The organism is Pseudomonas brassicacearum subsp. brassicacearum (genome assembly GCF_008801605.1).
In the GTDB taxonomy this organism is placed as follows: Bacteria; Pseudomonadota; Gammaproteobacteria; order Pseudomonadales; family Pseudomonadaceae; genus Aquipseudomonas; species Aquipseudomonas brassicacearum.
The window spans coordinates 424,555-439,510 of record NZ_VZPJ01000003.1 but is presented as its reverse complement, the minus strand read 5'-3'; the positions used below and the strand labels follow the sequence as shown (position 1 = coordinate 439,510).

Below are 14,956 nucleotides of genomic sequence, written 5' to 3'. Positions count from 1 at the left end.
AGGTCATGTCTGAAGTGCGTCATTCGCGAGTGATTATTCTCGGTTCCGGCCCTGCCGGTTACAGCGCTGCGGTTTATGCGGCCCGTGCCAACCTCAAGCCACTGCTGATCACCGGCATGCAGGCCGGCGGTCAATTGACCACCACCACCGAAGTCGACAACTGGCCGGGCGATGTCCACGGCCTGACTGGCCCGGCCTTGATGGAACGCATGAAGGAGCACGCCGAGCGCTTCGAGACCGAGATCGTTTTCGACCACATCAATGCCGTGGACTTCGCCGCCAAGCCGTACACCCTGACCGGCGACAGCGCGACCTACACCTGCGATGCCCTGATCATCGCCACCGGTGCCAGCGCTCGTTACCTGGGCCTGCCGTCGGAAGAAGCCTTCATGGGCAAAGGTGTTTCCGCCTGCGCCACCTGCGACGGTTTCTTCTACCGCAACAAGCCTGTGGCAGTGGTCGGTGGCGGCAACACCGCGGTCGAGGAAGCATTGTACCTGGCCAACATCGCCAGCACGGTCACCCTGATCCACCGTCGCGAGACTTTCCGCGCCGAGAAGATCCTGATCGACAAGCTCAATGCCCGCGTCGCCGAAGGCAAGATCATCCTCAAGCTCAACGCGACCCTGGACGAAGTGCTGGGCGACAACATGGGCGTGACCGGTGCCCGCCTGAAGAACAACGACGGCAGCTTCGACGAGATCAAGGTTGACGGCGTGTTCATCGCCATCGGCCACACCCCGAACACCTCGCTGTTCGAAGGCCAGCTGGAACTCAAGGACGGCTACCTGGTGGTCAAGGGCGGCCGCGACGGCAACGCCACCGCCACCAGCGTCGAAGGTATCTTCGCGGCCGGCGACGTGGCCGACCACGTCTACCGCCAGGCGATCACCTCGGCCGGTGCCGGTTGCATGGCAGCCCTGGACACCGAGCGCTACCTGGATGGCTTGCAGAACGCTTCGTTCTGATTCGGCGGGTACAAAAAAACCGGCTTCGGCCGGTTTTTTCATGGGTGGATACCTGCCGCTGACCCCCTGTGGGAGCAAGCTCGCTCCCACAGGTTTTTTGTGTGGTCAGAAACAGAGCATTTCAGGTCAGCCTCGCAAGGCACGCCTCCAGGATATCCAGGCCCTCCTCCAACACCGTCGCCTCGGTCGTCAACGGCGCCAGCAGCCGGATGATGTGCCGCGATTTACCACTGGGCATCAGCAGCAACCCCGATTCCCGCGCCAGGGCCAGCAGTTGTGTCAGTTGTGCGGAAGCCGGGGTGCCGTTGGCGTGGGTCAGCTCGATGCCGCGCATCGTGCCGACGCCGGTCAGGCGGCCGAGGTAGGGTGTCAGCCCACGGCTGCGCCAGGATTGGTAGCGGCTGACGATCGCCTCCTCCTGTTGCGAGCCCCAGGTGTGCAGGTTGGCGTCGGTCATTTCATCCAGGGTCGCCAGGGCGGCGGCGCAGGCGATGGGGTTGCCCGAGTAGGTGCCGCCCAGGCCACCCTTGGGCAAGTTGTCCAGCAGCGCCTTGCGTCCCACCACCGCGCCCAAGGGCACGCCGCCGGCAATGCTTTTACCGAGCAGGATCAGGTCCGGTTCGATGCCCAATCGCGAGAAGGCAAAGCGCTGGCCGGTGCGGCCGAAGCCCGATTGGATTTCATCGGCGATCAGCACAATGCCCTTATCGTCGCAGAACTGCCGCAGGGTTTGGGCGAAGGGCACGTCCATCGCCAGGAAGCCGGCTTCGCCCTGCACCGGCTCGACAATGAAACAGGCCACGTCATTCACGTCGATCTCGACGCTGAACAGCCGCTCCATGGCCTTCAAGGCTTCTTCGCCGGTGACGCCGTTGTCCTTGCTGGGGTACGGCAGGTGGTACACCGGCCCGGGCAGAACGCCGACTTTCTGCTTGTAAGGCGCGACCTTGCCGTTGAGGTTGAGGGTCGCCAGGGTGCGGCCGTGAAAGGCGCCATCAAACGCAATCACGGCGGTACGGCCCGTGGCGCCGCGTACGATCTTCAAGGCGTTCTCCGCCGCTTCGGCGCCGCTGTTGGTGAGCATGCCGCTGACCGGATAATCCACCGGGATAAACGCCGCCAGGCGTTCCATCAATTCAATGTACGGCGCATGGGGCGCGGCGTTGAATGCGTAATGGGTCAGCCGGGTGGCCTGTTCACGGATCGCCTCGACGATGCGCGGATGGCAATGGCCGAGGTTCAATACACCGATGCCGCCGACGAAATCGATGTAGCGTTTGCCGTTGGTATCCCAGACCTCGGCATTCTTGCCGTGGCTGAGGCTGACGGGATGCACGATGGAGATCGATTGGCTGATGGTTTCGCTGCTCATGGATGACGGCTCGGACGGTGGAGAAATTTCCATTATCTAAGCCGCGAGCAGAGGGGCCCGGCAAACGAAATAAAGTTGCCGGGTCAATCTTAAAAGTCGGGATGTGGAGCGGGAGGATTTATTTGCGGGAGGAAGACCTGTGGGAGCATGGCTTGCCCGCGATGAACGATAACGCGGTTCAGCTGCTGTTAAACCTCGGCGCGCCCATCGCGGGCAAGCCATGCTCCCACAGATGAATGCCCTCGCCACAGAAGAGGGCTGCAAGAATCTGTGGATCAGCGCCGCTGCAGCGGCTGTGCCTCGAACGTCACACCGGCCAGCCCATGGGCCATCAGCGCGCGGATATTGCCGTGATCGCTGCCTTCGGGCGTGGCCAGCACCGAACGGTAATGTTCGCCGAACGCCAGGAGCGCTTCTTCATCGCTCAAGCCTTCGAGCAGCGCCAGGCCCAGGGTCTTGCACGAACCTTCGTTCTGCCCGGCGGCGTTGTGCACGCCACCGTTGTCGAAGGCCTGGGGCTGGTAGTCGTAACCGGCGGCGATAAAGGCCAGGGTGTCGGCGAAGGCATGTTCGCCGCTCTTGAGGCGGGCACGCAGGGTATTGAGATCAGGCATCGGGTTTTCCTTTGGCGAACGCCGCCTGTTGTTCGGCGCTGGCTTCTTTCTGGTATTGGGCTTTCCACTCGGCGTACGGCATTCCGTAGACCACTTCGCGGGCGTCGTCGAGGCTGACCTCGACCTGGCGTTCATCGGCGGCGGCCTTGTACCACTTGGACAGGCAGTTGCGGCAGAAGCCGGCGAGGTTCATCAGGTCGATGTTCTGCACATCCTTGCGGCTGTCCAGGTGGGCAACCAGCCGACGGAAAGCGGCGGCTTCGAGTTCGAGGCGTTGTTGGTCGTTCATGGTGTTTCCTGACGGGCAGCTGCAAGCGCTGGGCTTCAAGCTGCAAGATGGATTGCGGTGGCCTCAAGCTTACCGCTTCAAGCTCGCCGCTGAAAACGTGCCGCTCAGCGGCTTGCCGCAAGGGTAATCGACACCGACTCGGCAAATCGCAAGGCGTGGGGTTTGTCGACTTCGACTTCGGCATACAGCACCGATTCGTTGGCCATGACCAGGTCGAGCAATTCCTGGGTGAGGCGTTCGAGCAGGGCGAAACGGTTGCCTTCCACGTGGGCGATGATCGCCTTGGTGATGGTGCGGTAGTTCAGCGCGTGGTCGATGTCGTTGTCGCGCACCGCCTCTTGGGCGGCATAGAGGATGGTCAGGTTGATCAACACATCCTGCTTGTTGAGGATTTCATCCTCGTTGATGCCAATGAAGGTACGCAGACGCAGGTCCTTGACCTTGATGCGTGCCATGGCTGGCTGAAGTTGTGGCATTTAATTGCTCCGTCGAATCAATTGCAGGAACTCCTGGCGCGTGGTGCTGGAATCGCGAAAGGCGCCGAGCATCACCGAGGTGTTCATGGTCGAGTTCTGTTTTTCGACACCGCGCATCATCATGCACATGTGCTGGGCCTCGATCACCACCGCCACGCCGGCGGCCTGGGTGACCTGCTGCACCGCGTCGGCGATTTGCCGGGTCAGGTTCTCCTGGATTTGCAGGCGGCGGGCGAACATGTCCACCAGCCGGGCGATTTTCGACAGCCCCAGGACCTTGCCCGTAGGAATATAAGCCACATGGGCCTTGCCGATGAAGGGCAACAGGTGATGTTCGCAGAGTGAATAGAGTTCGATGTCGGCGACGATCACCATTTCATCGCTGTCAGAGGCGAACAGCGCGCCGTTGACGATCTGCTCGACGCTTTGTTCATACCCATGGCAGAGGTACTGCATGGCCTTGGCGGCACGGACCGGGGTATCGAGCAGACCTTCGCGCTCGGGGTTTTCCCCCAGGCCTATAAGGATCTCGCGGTAATTCTGGGGCAGGGATAGCGTCATGGTGCATCCTCGAAACAAGGCTATTTGACGTGCCGCCCGCCGTTGACGGTCAGGGTCGTGCCGGTGACATAAGGGTTGTCCAGCAGATAACGCAGGCTCTGGTAGATCACTTCGCTGCCGGGTTCGATGCCCAGCGCGGACTTGGCCAGGGCCTTGGCGCGGTAAGCCGCGTCGTCTTCGGGGTTGAACAGTAGCAGGGCCGGGGCGATGCCGTTGACCTTGATCGCCGGGGCGAACTTCGCCGCGAACGACAGGGTCAGGCTTTCCAGGCCGGCCTTGGTGGCGCAATAGGCGATATGCCGGGCGCTGCCCTTGCGGGTCACGTCATCGCTGATGTGCACGATATCCGCTGGGGCTGAACGCTGCAGCAGCTCGGCGCAGTGCAGGTTGATCAGGTAAGGCGCAAGCATGTGCACGCCGAACATGGCGTTGAAGGCCGCCGTTTCGCTGCCCGGGTCTTCGGCCAGCCAGGCCGAGGCATTGTGCACAATGGCCCGCAGCCGGTCGGTGTGCTGCTTGAGTTGTTCGATAAAGGTCAGGATCCCCGCTTCGCTGGAGAAGTCGGCAAACAGCACGACCGCGCCCAGGTCCCGCAACGTTTGCACACCGGGGCGTTCGGTTCGGTAGGTCGCGATCACCGGTTGCCCGTCTTCCAGCAATCGCCGGGCGCAATGCAGGCCGACGCGCTGGGCTGCGCCAGTGATCAGGATCGGAGCGGTGGCGCTGGACATAGGACGGCTCGGTTCACGGCAAGAGCAAAACTATAACAGCGACGCGGGGCGCCTCCTATGTCCAAAGGTGAATCCAGAGTTCCCCTGTGGGAGCGAGCTTGCTCGCGATAGCGGACTGACGGCCAACACCTGGTGTGGATATACCGGCCTCATCGCGAGCAAGCTCGCTCCCACAGGTTTTTTGTCGCCCATGAGTCTGGGCTGGCGGCTTCAATGATTCTGCGTAGTCGGCAACGTCCGCTGCGGCGCACTGTTGAGCCAGTTCGCCAGCAGATGGGTCGACATCGGGATAAACAGGTAGACCATCAGCGGCGTCAGCATGAGCGTGCTGATGAGCACGCGGCTCAACAGGCCCAGTTCGCCCAGCAGCGGCCCCAACAGGAAATTGAACAACAGCGAGACGGGAAAGAACGCCAGCCAGATGGCCACGGCCTGTTTCCAGCGTGGAGGACGCTGGCCGACCGCACCGAACCAGCCATCGATGCCACGCACCCGGTGTTCGGAGGGATGGGCGAACAGATCGCTGCCCCGTCCCAGCCAGGCCGTGCGCGAGGCCGAGTGTTCCCAGGCGTGCAGCGTCTGCTCGTCGGCAAAACGGAAGATGATCTGGAATTCATCGTCCTCGGGCGGTGGGGCGAGCACGCCGGAACCCAGGTAGCCGGGAAAGTCGGTTGCCAGTTGTTCGCCTTCGCGCAACCAGGCGATCAGGTCCTGATAGCGTCCATTGGCGACGCGGCGGGCAACCATCAAGGTGACGGGTGAGGTAGACATCATGTATCTCCGTAAGACAGGCGCGGCACTCCGGGTAGGAGGTTCGCGAGGGACGCCCCGGGGTGGTGGGTAGCGTCTGGTCGCCAAAAAACAGGCAAGGATTATTCCCGATTGCGCATAAAACAACAAAACCGCACATCGAGTACGTTTATCCTTGTCATGACATGTCCTGGGAGGGGTAAACTAGGATCCAATTTGCCAGTCGGAATTGCCTGCCAAAATGAGTGTGATCACAGAGGATGGCTTCGTTTTCCAGGCATCAGGTGCCTTGAAGCGGGAAGACCTGTTTCCCATTCGCGAAGTCGCGCGCATGACCGGCGTGAACCCCGTGACCCTGCGCGCCTGGGAGCGGCGCTACGGTTTGATCCAACCTACCCGCACCGAAAGCGGGCATCGCCTGTACTCGTTGGGCGATATTGAAAAAGTGCGCAGCATCCTGGCTTGGATAGAGCGCGGGGTGGCCGTCAGCAAAGTGGGAAAGATCCTGGCGAAGACCGAGTCGGTGCAACCGGTCTCCACGCTGATCTCCTCCGATCTGGTCAGGGCCGATCATGCCCGCTGGCAACAACAGGTGGCGGACGCGGTTAGCAACTTTGACGATGTGGAGCTGGATCGCGTCTACGGGCAGGTCTTTTCCACCTATACCGTGCCAATCGTCTTCCAGGACATCCTGATGCCGCTTTGGCGACAGCTATTGCAACGCCAGCAGACGTTCGGGCAAGCCAGCGAATGGGTGTTTCTTGATGGTTTCCTGCGTTCGCGCATCATCCAGCGGCTCTTGCTCAAGCGCGAAGGTGCGTCGCCGCGTGTTCTGGTCTGCGCGATTGCCGATCATTGCCATGAACTGGAGTTGCTGGTTACAGGGCTGTTCCTGTCCAAGGCGGAAGTCGGCGTCAGGCTGTTGTCGATCGGCCTGCCGTTCGAGGAACTGACCCTGGTGTGCCAGAAGATCCAGCCGGTGGCATTGGTGCTGGTTTCCAATCATGCGCCAGCGGCCGATCTACCTAAACGCTTGGGGAAGTTGGCAATGAGCCTGGATTGCCCGTTGATGCTGGCCGGTGAAGCATCCGATCTGGCACAGGAGAGCCTTGTCGGGTCCTCGATCGGTTGTCTGGGGAGTGAGGGGACAGTGATGCGCCAGCGCCTGCGTCAATTCATTGCGGGCAATCTGGATACCTGAATGGAGTGTCCTGTATCACATTGTCAAAAAGAAACGTATTTGCGAAACAGGACACTAGAGATGCATGGTTGGATGGGTCAGGCGATGTTGCTGCAGGATGTACTGGCGCAGGCGCTCCGTCTCGTCCTGGTCATTCTGGTTCAGGTGGTAGGCAAACAGACCGCGATCGGTTTCCCGTTCGAAGCTGCCTCGCAACGAAATTCTCTCGTAGCCTGATGGGCTGAACCACAAGGCAAACTGCTTCGGCGGTTTGGTCCGACTGCGGTTCTCTACCAATACGCCTTTGCAGGAGACTTCGTGGACCCACAGCGGTCCCGGCTGACCCTTGATATTTTCCAGCGCCACCGGCTCTTCGAGCGCCAGGCGCCATGGGCGTATCTTCGGTCCGTCTTCGTAGATGCTCGGCACACCCAGGCGCAGGTGCATCGCATGGAATTCGTCTTCCACCAGATGCAGCGGAAAGGTCATTTGCTGGTTTTCGAAACTGGCTTGCAGCGTAACCTGCTCATTTGCCGCCAGACGTGTCAGCAAGTCACGGATCTGCGACCCACCGTTTACCAGCAAGCTCGACGTGACATCCCGCTCGTTCAGCTGCGGGTTGTGTTGCATGGTCCGGATGAAATCCAGTTCATCCTGCGTCAGGAGGGCATCGCGCTGCATGATCTGCTCGAAATGATAATTTACGTGTTCACTGGTGATTGTAGTGACTGACCATTAATTCGTGGGTTTGTTTGAACCGTTCGTCGCTTCGAGTCGGGCAATGGTCTCCCGTGCGTCGGCCAGCTCCTTTTCCAGTTGGGCGACGCGTTGTTGAGCCTTGACCTGGGTCGTGACGTCTTTTTGCACACCCACGAAATAGGTATGCCCGTCAGCCTGGTTTTTTACCGTGGACAGTGACAACTCATTCCAGAACGGCGTGCCGTCCTTGCGGTAATTGCGCAGCACCTCACGACAGGCACCACCCTCTTTCAAGGCTTTGCGAATGAGCTCCAGCGAAGGCTGGTCCCGATCACCCGATTGCAGGAATCGGCAATCCTGATAAAGGATTTCGTCGCGGTGATAACCGGTCAATCGTTCGAAGGCCGGGTTCACGTAGATCAGGATATTGTCTTCACCTTCTTTTTCGGCGATGACAATCCCGTCGTTCGAAGCATTGATGACCAGTTGCATCAGTTGAGCGTTGATCATGGGGAGAACCCTTTGAACATCCTTGTAGGATCAGCATTCTAAAAGAAATCGATAGGCTGTCCACTGGCCATTGGGGCCGTTGAGAGCCATTCGCAGCCGGACAGGTGCAACTGTTACTATTCCGGCTCTTTTTTCAGGTTCAGGATCAGATTGATGAAAGTCGCCATTCTTTCCGGCTCGGTGTATGGCACCGCCGAAGAAGTCGCCCGGCACGCCGCCAAACTGCTTCGCGAGGCAGGTTTCGAAGCCTGGCACGACCCGCGTGCGACCCTGGCGGATGTGCAGGCATTCGCACCAGAGGCCGTGCTGGCAGTGACTTCCACCACCGGTATGGGGGAGTTGCCGGACAATCTGATGCCGTTGTATTCGGTCATCCGCGACCAGTTGCCCGGATTCTTTCGCGGTTTGCCTGGCGCGGTGATCGGCCTGGGCGACGCCAGCTATGGGGATACCTTCTGCGCCGGTGGCGAGCAGATGTGCGAGCTGTTCGTCGAATTGGGCGTACGCGAGGTGCTGCCGATGCTGCGTCTGGATGCCAGCGAAAGCGTCACGCCGGAAACCGACGCCGAGCCATGGCTCGCTGAGTTGATCGATACGTTGCGCCCTTGAAGCGGATGCGCTGACTCGTTCGGCCAGTAAGCTGGCTGCCAACGCAACTACCGCCTCTGAAAGAGCTGACTAGACTGATTTTCTTGCGTACGACGTTTCGATCGAGACATATAAGAAACCAGAGGTCAGAGCCGTGAGCGTAGCGCCCATCCAAACGACACTCAGCATCAAGGATCAGGTCAGTGCGGCCGAATGGCAAACCCGGGTGGACCTTGCCGCCTGTTATCGGCTTGTCGCGCTGCATGGTTGGGATGACCTGATCTTCACCCATATTTCCGCAAAGGTTCCCGGTACCGAGGATTTCCTGATCAACCCGTTCGGGATGATGTTCCATGAAATCACCGCCTCGAGCCTGGTCAAGGTCGATCAGGCCGGCAACAAGTTGATGGACAGCCCCTACGAGATCAACCCGGCCGGCTACACCATCCACAGCGCGGTGCATGAGGTGCGCCATGATGTGGCCTGTGTGTTGCACACCCACACGGCAGCCGGGGTGGCGGTATCGGCCCAGAAGCAGGGGATGCTGCCGATCAGCCAGCAATCGCTGTTCGTGCTGTCGAGCCTGGCCTATCACGCCTACGAAGGGGTGGCCTTGAATCACGAAGAAAAGGCTCGCCTGCAGGCGGACCTGGGCGAGAGCAACTTCCTGATGCTGCACAACCATGGCTTGCTGACCTGCGGCGGGACCATCGCCGATACTTTCCTGATGATGTTCACCTTTCAACGGGCCTGTGACATCCAGGTCCTGGCGCAGAGCGGCGGGGCCGAGCTGATTGCCATCGAACCGCAGATCCTGGCTGGCGCCCGGGCGATGATCGCCGGGGTGACCAAAAGCGCCCAGGGCATGGGCGGCGCGTTGGCCTGGCCGGCGTTATTGCGCAAGCTCGATCAACAAGATGCCGGGTATAGAAGTTGATGGCCCTGGCCCAGATTCCCCTGCGTATCTGGCGCCAGCGCAGCCAGATCTTCATGTTCCGTGGTCATGCCATCCGTTACTGGGTGGCCGGGCAGGGCGAGCCGCTGCTGCTGATCCACGGTTTTCCCACCGCCAGTTGGGATTGGCATTACCTATGGCAACCGTTGGCGCAACGCTACCGGGTGATCGCGTGTGACATGCTCGGTTTCGGCGACTCCGCCAAACCGACGGATCACGTCTACAGCCTGCTGGAGCAAGCCGATCTGCAACAGGCCTTGCTGGCGCACCTGAATGTGAGGGGCGCGCTGCATGTGCTGGCCCACGATTACGGTGACAGCGTGGCCCAGGAGCTGCTGGCGCGGCACTACGAAGCGCGCATCCGCCTCGCCAGTTGTGTCTTTCTCAATGGCGGCCTGTTCCCGGAAACCCATCGTCCGGTCTGGGCCCAGAAACTCTTGCTCAGCCCCCTGGGCTGGCTGCTGGGGCGGGCGTTCTCCCGGGAAAGCCTGGTCAGTAGCTTTCGGCGTATTTTCGGTCCCAGGACCGGCCCCACTGAAAGCGAACTGGATGATTTCTGGAGCCTGATAGAAGCCCATCGTGGCCCGCGGATCATGCACAAGCTCATCGCCTATATTCCCGAACGCCGCGTGCAGCGTGATCGTTGGGTGCAGGCGATGCGGCGCGGCGACGTGCCGTTGCGGGTGATTGACGGCGCGGTCGACCCGATTTCCGGTGAACACATGGTGGCGCGCTACGAGGCACTGATCCCGAACCCGGACACGGTGTTGTTGCCCGACATCGGTCATTACCCACACACCGAGGCGCCGGTGCAGGTACTCCAGCATTACCTGGCGTTTCGCGAAGCCATCGTCGCGCCGCGCAGACAAATGGCCTGTTCATGACGACACCCTGTGGGAGCGAGCTTGCTCGCGATAGCGGCGCCGGAAATCGAATGTGCCGCCGTGGCCTGGGCCTGCATCATCCCCTCACCTTATCGGCCACCATTCACTTGCAACCGTGTTGATTGTGACCGGCCAACTTGTGCCGGACACTCGTGCCCATTGTCCTGTCCGCCTGCTGGAGTTCTGCCATGAGTGAGTCTGTGCGCTTCGAAGATAAAGTCGTGATCGTCACGGGAGCCGGCGGGGGCCTGGGCCGCGCCCATGCGCTGCTGTTCGCCAGACAAGGCGCGAAAGTGCTGGTCAACGACCTTGGCGGCTCGGCTCAAGGGGAAGGGGCCAACGCCTCGGCAGCAGACCGGGTGGTCGCCGAAATCCGCAAGGCGGGTGGCATCGCCGAGGCCAACCACGACTCGGTGACCGATGGCGACAAACTGGTACAAAATGCCCTGGACGCGTTCGGTCGCGTCGATGTGGTGGTCAACAACGCCGGGATCCTGCGGGACAAAACGTTCCACAAAATGGACGACGCCGATTGGGACCTGGTCTACCGCGTCCACGTCGAGGGTGCCTACAAGGTGACCCGCGCCGCGTGGCCGCACCTGCGTGAGCAAAACTACGGGCGGGTGATCTTCACCGCTTCCACCTCCGGCATCTACGGCAACTTTGGCCAATCCAACTACGGCATGGCCAAGCTCGGCCTTTATGGCCTGACGCGGACCCTGGCCATCGAAGGCCGCAAGAACAACATCCTGGTCAATGCCATCGCCCCCACCGGCGGCACGCGCATGACCGAAGGCCTGATCCCGCCGCAGGTATTCGAACAACTCAAGCCCGAACTCGTCAGCCCGCTGGTGGTGTACCTGGCCAGTGAGACCTGCCAGGAAACCTCCGGCCTGTTCGAAGTGGGCGGCGGCTGGATGGGCAAGGTGCGCTGGGAGCGCAGCCTGGGGGCGGGCTTCGATCCGCGCAAAGGTTTTTCACCCGAAGACGTCGCCGCCCATTGGCAGCAGATCTGCGACTTCGAAAATGCCGTACACCCGAACGACAACCTGGAAGCGCTGAAGGAAATGATGGCGAATCTGCAACGCCACGCCATTTAGGTTTCATTGCCCGGGCCGGTTGCCGTCAGCCGCGACAACCGTGCTCATGGGCAATACTTTTTCACCAAGGCCGCCAGGTTCGCGGCGGTCTCAATATCCATCACCCCGTCATATCTGGCCGGACGGAAGTGCAACTGGAAGGCGCGCACCAGGCGCTGGAAACCTGTGTCCGTCGTGGCGGCCGACGTGTCATAGCCATACTTCTTGAACAGTCCAAGTTGTTGTTCACGAGTCGGCAATCCGTTGCCTTGATACACCTCCCTGTACGCCTTCTGCGTGGGCTCATCAAACCAGGCGCCGATGCCTTTGGCGTACAACGCCTGCCAGGGAAACATCGGGCCCGGGTCGCTTTTCCTGCCAGCGGCAATGTCCGAATGCCCCACCACATTGACGGGGCTGATGTCGGGATAACGCTTGAGGATGTCCAGCGCCACGACTTCGATCGCCTCGATCTGCCGGGATTGATACGGCGGGAAGCTGAACTGCCCTTGGTTATCGGTGGCGCGATTGACGATTTCAATGCCAATCGAAGTGTCATTCAGATTGGTTCGGCCACCCCAACTGCTCACTCCTGCGTGCCAGGCGCGCTGGTTTTCGTCCACCAGGTTGAAAATCTGTTGGTCGTTGAAACCCGCGTTCAAATAGCTTGGGTCGGTGATGTCCGGAATCAAGTAGTGGGCACTGACGGAGGCGCCGGTCAGCGCGTTGACGGAGGATGAGAAGTTAGCTGCGGTGTAATGGAAAACCAGGAAACGAATTCGGCTGTTGTAGCCTTTTTTTGATCGATAGCTGTTGTAGTTGATTGGCATCGTGGAAACTTCACTAAGTTAAAATCGAAGCAGAATGCTGCGACTGACTTTCAGCCTACCAGTGGATTTTTCATGGGCTTGTAGTGAGTTTCCTGCTTTGTTGTAGGAGCAGGCATTTGGATGTCTAGGAATTGATTGTTCATAGAAGTAAGAAGGTAGAAGCGATTCTTGGATAACTAAACAACCGCCTGAAAAACTCATCCGGGGAAAATAAACCACATAAAAAAGGCCGCTGCAAAAAGCAGCGGCCTAAGCGTGACGTTGCAAAGGAGCTACAAACCAACGTCGGTAAACACGGGATGATGGACCGAGACGCCAATCCATCCGAAGACGGTGTGCCAGGCATGAGGGATGCCATGAGGCTGTGCTTGCAGGCCCGTTACCCTGAAAGCCCGGCCAGCATAGGCATCGAGCCTTGCGGGAAACAGCCCGGATCCGGACATGCACCGTTGCAGGGCGCGTAACAGTCGAATACTGGGCATGAGTATGCGCGGCGCTGATGACCCATCATCCAGTCCATCCATGCACGGCGCAAAGGCCCGTCCCGCATGGGCTGTAATCCTTTTTAGGTACAGCGCGAATACCTCCTTGGTGCGCTTATCGCCCATGGCGCGCGGCAGTAGGGTGAAGCCTCTGTCACTCACCGGGGAAGACGCATGACAACAATAACAATGCGCGCCATCTTCAAGCCGCAGGCGCTGGCCGTCGCGGTGGCCTTGGGTTGCTGTGCCCAGGCGCAGGCCGTTTCATTCAACATTGGCGAGATCGAGGGTCAGTTCGATTCGTCGTTGTCCGTGGGCGCAAGCTGGGGCATGCGCGATGCCGACAAGGACCTGGTTGGCACGGTCAACGGCGGTCGCGGCCAATCCTCCACCGGTGATGATGGGCGGCTGAATTTCAAGAAAGGCGAGACCTTTTCCAAAATCTTCAAAGGCCTGCACGACCTCGAACTCAAGTACGGCGATACCGGCGTGTTCGTGCGCGGCAAGTACTGGTATGACTTCGAGCTAAAGGACGAGAACCGCGAGTTCAAGGACATCAGCGACAGCAATCGCAAGGAAGGCGCCAAGTCCTCAGGGGCGCAGATTCTCGATGCTTTTGTCTATCACAACTATTCCATCGCCGATTTGCCGGGCACCGTGCGCGCCGGCAAGCAGGTGGTCAGTTGGGGGGAAAGTACCTTCATCGGCAACTCGATCAACAGCATCAACCCGGTGGATGTGTCCGCGTTCCGTCGTCCCGGTGCGGAGATCAAGGAAGGCCTGATCCCGGTGAACATGCTGTTCGCCTCCCAGGGCCTGACCGACAAGCTCACCGTCGAAGGTTTCTACCAGTTGGAGTGGGACCAGACGGTTGTGGATAACTGCGGCACCTTCTTCGGCAATGACGTGGTTGCCGATGGTTGCACCAGTGGCTACACCGTGGGCAGCCCGGCGATTGCGCCGTTCGTGCCATTGACCGAGGCATTCGGCCAGGGCATCCAGGTGTCCAGCGAAGGCGTGGTCATTCCCCGTAGTGGCGACCGCGATGCCCGTGACTCCGGCCAGTGGGGTACCGCGTTGCGCTGGCTCGGCGATGATACCGAGTACGGCCTCTACTTCATGAATTACCACAGCCGCACGCCTACTGTTGGCACCATCACCGCAGGTTCCTCTACGCTGGCAGCCTTGCCGGGAATGATCTCGATTGCCAACGTTCTGGCCCCAGGCAGCGGCAGCGGCCTGGCGCAAAGCGTCATGCTGGGACGCGGTCAGTATTACCTTGAATACCCCGAAGACATCCGCCTGTACGGCGCCAGTTTCTCCACCACGCTGCCCACCGGCACCGCCTGGACCGGGGAAATCAGCTACCGCCCCAACGCACCGGTGCAGGTCAATACCAACGACCTGACCCTGGCCCTGGTCAACCCGATTGCCGGTGGCGCGGCGTCGCCCATCGCGACCACGCCGGGTGCGGACAACACCGGCTACCGGCGCAAGGAAATCACTCAGGTCCAGAGCACCCTGACGCATTTTGTCGATCAGGTACTGGGTGCCGATCGCCTGACCCTGGTCGGCGAGGCGGCGGTGGTGCATGTCGGGGGCCTGGAGTCCAAGGACAAGCTGCGTTACGGCCGAGATTCGGTCTATGGCCAATATGGCTTCCGAGGTGACACCGATGGTTTTGTCACTTCGACTTCCTGGGGCTATCGCGCCCGGGCGATTCTCGATTACTCCAACGTGATCGGTGGTGTGAACTTCAAGCCCAATGTGTCCTGGTCCCACGACGTGGCCGGTTATGGCCCTAACGGTTTATTCAACGAAGGCGCCAAGGCTATCAGCGTCGGTGTCGATGCCGACTACCGCAACACCTACACCGCCAGCCTGAGCTACACCGACTTTTTTGGCGGCGATTACAACGTTCTCGAAGACCGCGACTTCCTCGCGTTGAGCTTCGGCGTGAACTTCTGATCTGGCTGACAAGGAAAACC

17 protein-coding genes are annotated in these 14,956 nt (G+C 60.3%); 7 read left to right on the top strand and 10 right to left on the bottom strand.

What is annotated here, in order from left to right:
* Positions 1 to 5: 5 nt before the first annotated feature.
* On the top strand, positions 6 to 968 hold the full coding sequence (trxB, locus tag F7R20_RS10575) for a thioredoxin-disulfide reductase (protein WP_003205459.1): 963 nt from the start codon (positions 6 to 8) through the stop codon (positions 966 to 968).
* Positions 969 to 1,089: 121 nt separating this feature from the next.
* Here the strand turns inward: trxB and F7R20_RS10570 are convergent, their stop codons facing one another.
* The 7 genes from F7R20_RS10570 to F7R20_RS10530 form a co-directional block, all read right to left on the bottom strand.
* On the bottom strand, positions 1,090 to 2,340 hold the full coding sequence (locus F7R20_RS10570; RefSeq protein WP_081352574.1) for a 2-aminoadipate transaminase: 1,251 nt from the start codon (positions 2,338 to 2,340) through the stop codon (positions 1,090 to 1,092).
* Positions 2,341 to 2,615: 275 nt separating this feature from the next.
* Positions 2,616 to 2,954 carry a HopJ type III effector protein gene (locus F7R20_RS10560; RefSeq protein WP_003205456.1) on the bottom strand — a complete coding sequence of 113 codons (339 nt, stop codon included), beginning with the start codon at positions 2,952 to 2,954 and terminating at the stop codon, positions 2,616 to 2,618.
* On the bottom strand, positions 2,947 to 3,243 hold the full coding sequence (locus F7R20_RS10555) for a DUF1244 domain-containing protein (RefSeq protein WP_003205454.1): 297 nt from the start codon (positions 3,241 to 3,243) through the stop codon (positions 2,947 to 2,949). Before F7R20_RS10555 ends, F7R20_RS10560 begins: the two co-directional genes overlap by 8 nt.
* Positions 3,244 to 3,347: 104 nt before the next feature.
* Positions 3,348 to 3,719 (bottom strand): dihydroneopterin triphosphate 2'-epimerase, encoded by a 372-nt coding sequence (gene folX, locus F7R20_RS10550; RefSeq protein WP_003178065.1) that lies wholly within the window; start codon positions 3,717 to 3,719, stop codon positions 3,348 to 3,350.
* Positions 3,720 to 4,280 carry a GTP cyclohydrolase I FolE gene (gene folE / locus F7R20_RS10545; RefSeq protein WP_003205453.1) on the bottom strand — a complete coding sequence of 187 codons (561 nt, stop codon included), beginning with the start codon at positions 4,278 to 4,280 and terminating at the stop codon, positions 3,720 to 3,722.
* 20 nt (positions 4,281 to 4,300) lie between these two features.
* On the bottom strand, positions 4,301 to 5,011 hold the full coding sequence (gene folM, locus F7R20_RS10540) for a dihydromonapterin reductase (protein ID WP_003205452.1): 711 nt from the start codon (positions 5,009 to 5,011) through the stop codon (positions 4,301 to 4,303).
* A gap of 210 nt (positions 5,012 to 5,221) precedes the next feature.
* Entirely contained in the window at positions 5,222 to 5,782 is a 561-nt protein-coding gene (locus F7R20_RS10530) for an antibiotic biosynthesis monooxygenase (protein WP_003205450.1), read from the bottom strand.
* 220 nt (positions 5,783 to 6,002) lie between these two features.
* Here F7R20_RS10530 and F7R20_RS10525 point away from each other — a divergent pair, with 220 nt between their 5' ends.
* The gene (locus F7R20_RS10525; protein WP_003205448.1) at positions 6,003 to 6,962 is read left to right on the top strand and encodes a MerR family transcriptional regulator; all 960 of its coding nucleotides are present in this window, start codon (positions 6,003 to 6,005) and stop codon (positions 6,960 to 6,962) included.
* Between the two features lie 54 nt (positions 6,963 to 7,016).
* Here F7R20_RS10525 and F7R20_RS10520 read toward each other — a convergent pair whose 3' ends face one another.
* Together F7R20_RS10520 and F7R20_RS10515 are read right to left on the bottom strand one after the other, a co-directional pair.
* Complete coding sequence (locus F7R20_RS10520; RefSeq protein WP_003205447.1) at positions 7,017 to 7,622, bottom strand: hypothetical protein; 606 nt, start codon at positions 7,620 to 7,622, stop codon at positions 7,017 to 7,019.
* 54 nt (positions 7,623 to 7,676) lie between these two features.
* Positions 7,677 to 8,150 (bottom strand): PAS domain-containing protein, encoded by a 474-nt coding sequence (locus tag F7R20_RS10515; RefSeq protein ID WP_003205446.1) that lies wholly within the window; start codon positions 8,148 to 8,150, stop codon positions 7,677 to 7,679.
* Positions 8,151 to 8,303: 153 nt separating this feature from the next.
* Here F7R20_RS10515 and F7R20_RS10510 point away from each other — a divergent pair, with 153 nt between their 5' ends.
* The 4 genes from F7R20_RS10510 (at position 8,304) to F7R20_RS10495 (ending at position 11,677) form a co-directional block, all read left to right on the top strand.
* Complete coding sequence (locus F7R20_RS10510) at positions 8,304 to 8,759, top strand: flavodoxin (RefSeq protein ID WP_003205444.1); 456 nt, start codon at positions 8,304 to 8,306, stop codon at positions 8,757 to 8,759.
* A 133-nt stretch (positions 8,760 to 8,892) separates the two neighbouring features.
* Positions 8,893 to 9,675, top strand: coding sequence for a class II aldolase/adducin family protein (locus F7R20_RS10505; protein WP_003205442.1), 783 nt, complete (start codon positions 8,893 to 8,895; stop codon positions 9,673 to 9,675).
* Complete coding sequence (locus F7R20_RS10500; RefSeq protein WP_003205441.1) at positions 9,675 to 10,577, top strand: alpha/beta fold hydrolase; 903 nt, start codon at positions 9,675 to 9,677, stop codon at positions 10,575 to 10,577. The genes F7R20_RS10505 and F7R20_RS10500 overlap by 1 nt, the downstream gene beginning before the upstream one ends.
* 188 nt (positions 10,578 to 10,765) lie before the next feature.
* Positions 10,766 to 11,677, top strand: a complete 912-nt coding sequence (locus F7R20_RS10495; RefSeq protein WP_003205439.1) for an SDR family oxidoreductase — start codon at positions 10,766 to 10,768, stop codon at positions 11,675 to 11,677.
* A 44-nt stretch (positions 11,678 to 11,721) separates the two neighbouring features.
* Here the strand turns inward: F7R20_RS10495 and F7R20_RS10490 are convergent, their stop codons facing one another.
* Positions 11,722 to 12,486, bottom strand: coding sequence for an N-acetylmuramoyl-L-alanine amidase (locus F7R20_RS10490; RefSeq protein ID WP_003205438.1), 765 nt, complete (start codon positions 12,484 to 12,486; stop codon positions 11,722 to 11,724).
* Between the two features lie 656 nt (positions 12,487 to 13,142).
* Here F7R20_RS10490 and F7R20_RS10485 point away from each other — a divergent pair.
* Positions 13,143 to 14,936 (top strand): DUF1302 domain-containing protein, encoded by a 1,794-nt coding sequence (locus tag F7R20_RS10485; RefSeq protein WP_003205436.1) that lies wholly within the window; start codon positions 13,143 to 13,145, stop codon positions 14,934 to 14,936.
* Positions 14,937 to 14,956 lie beyond the last annotated feature (20 nt).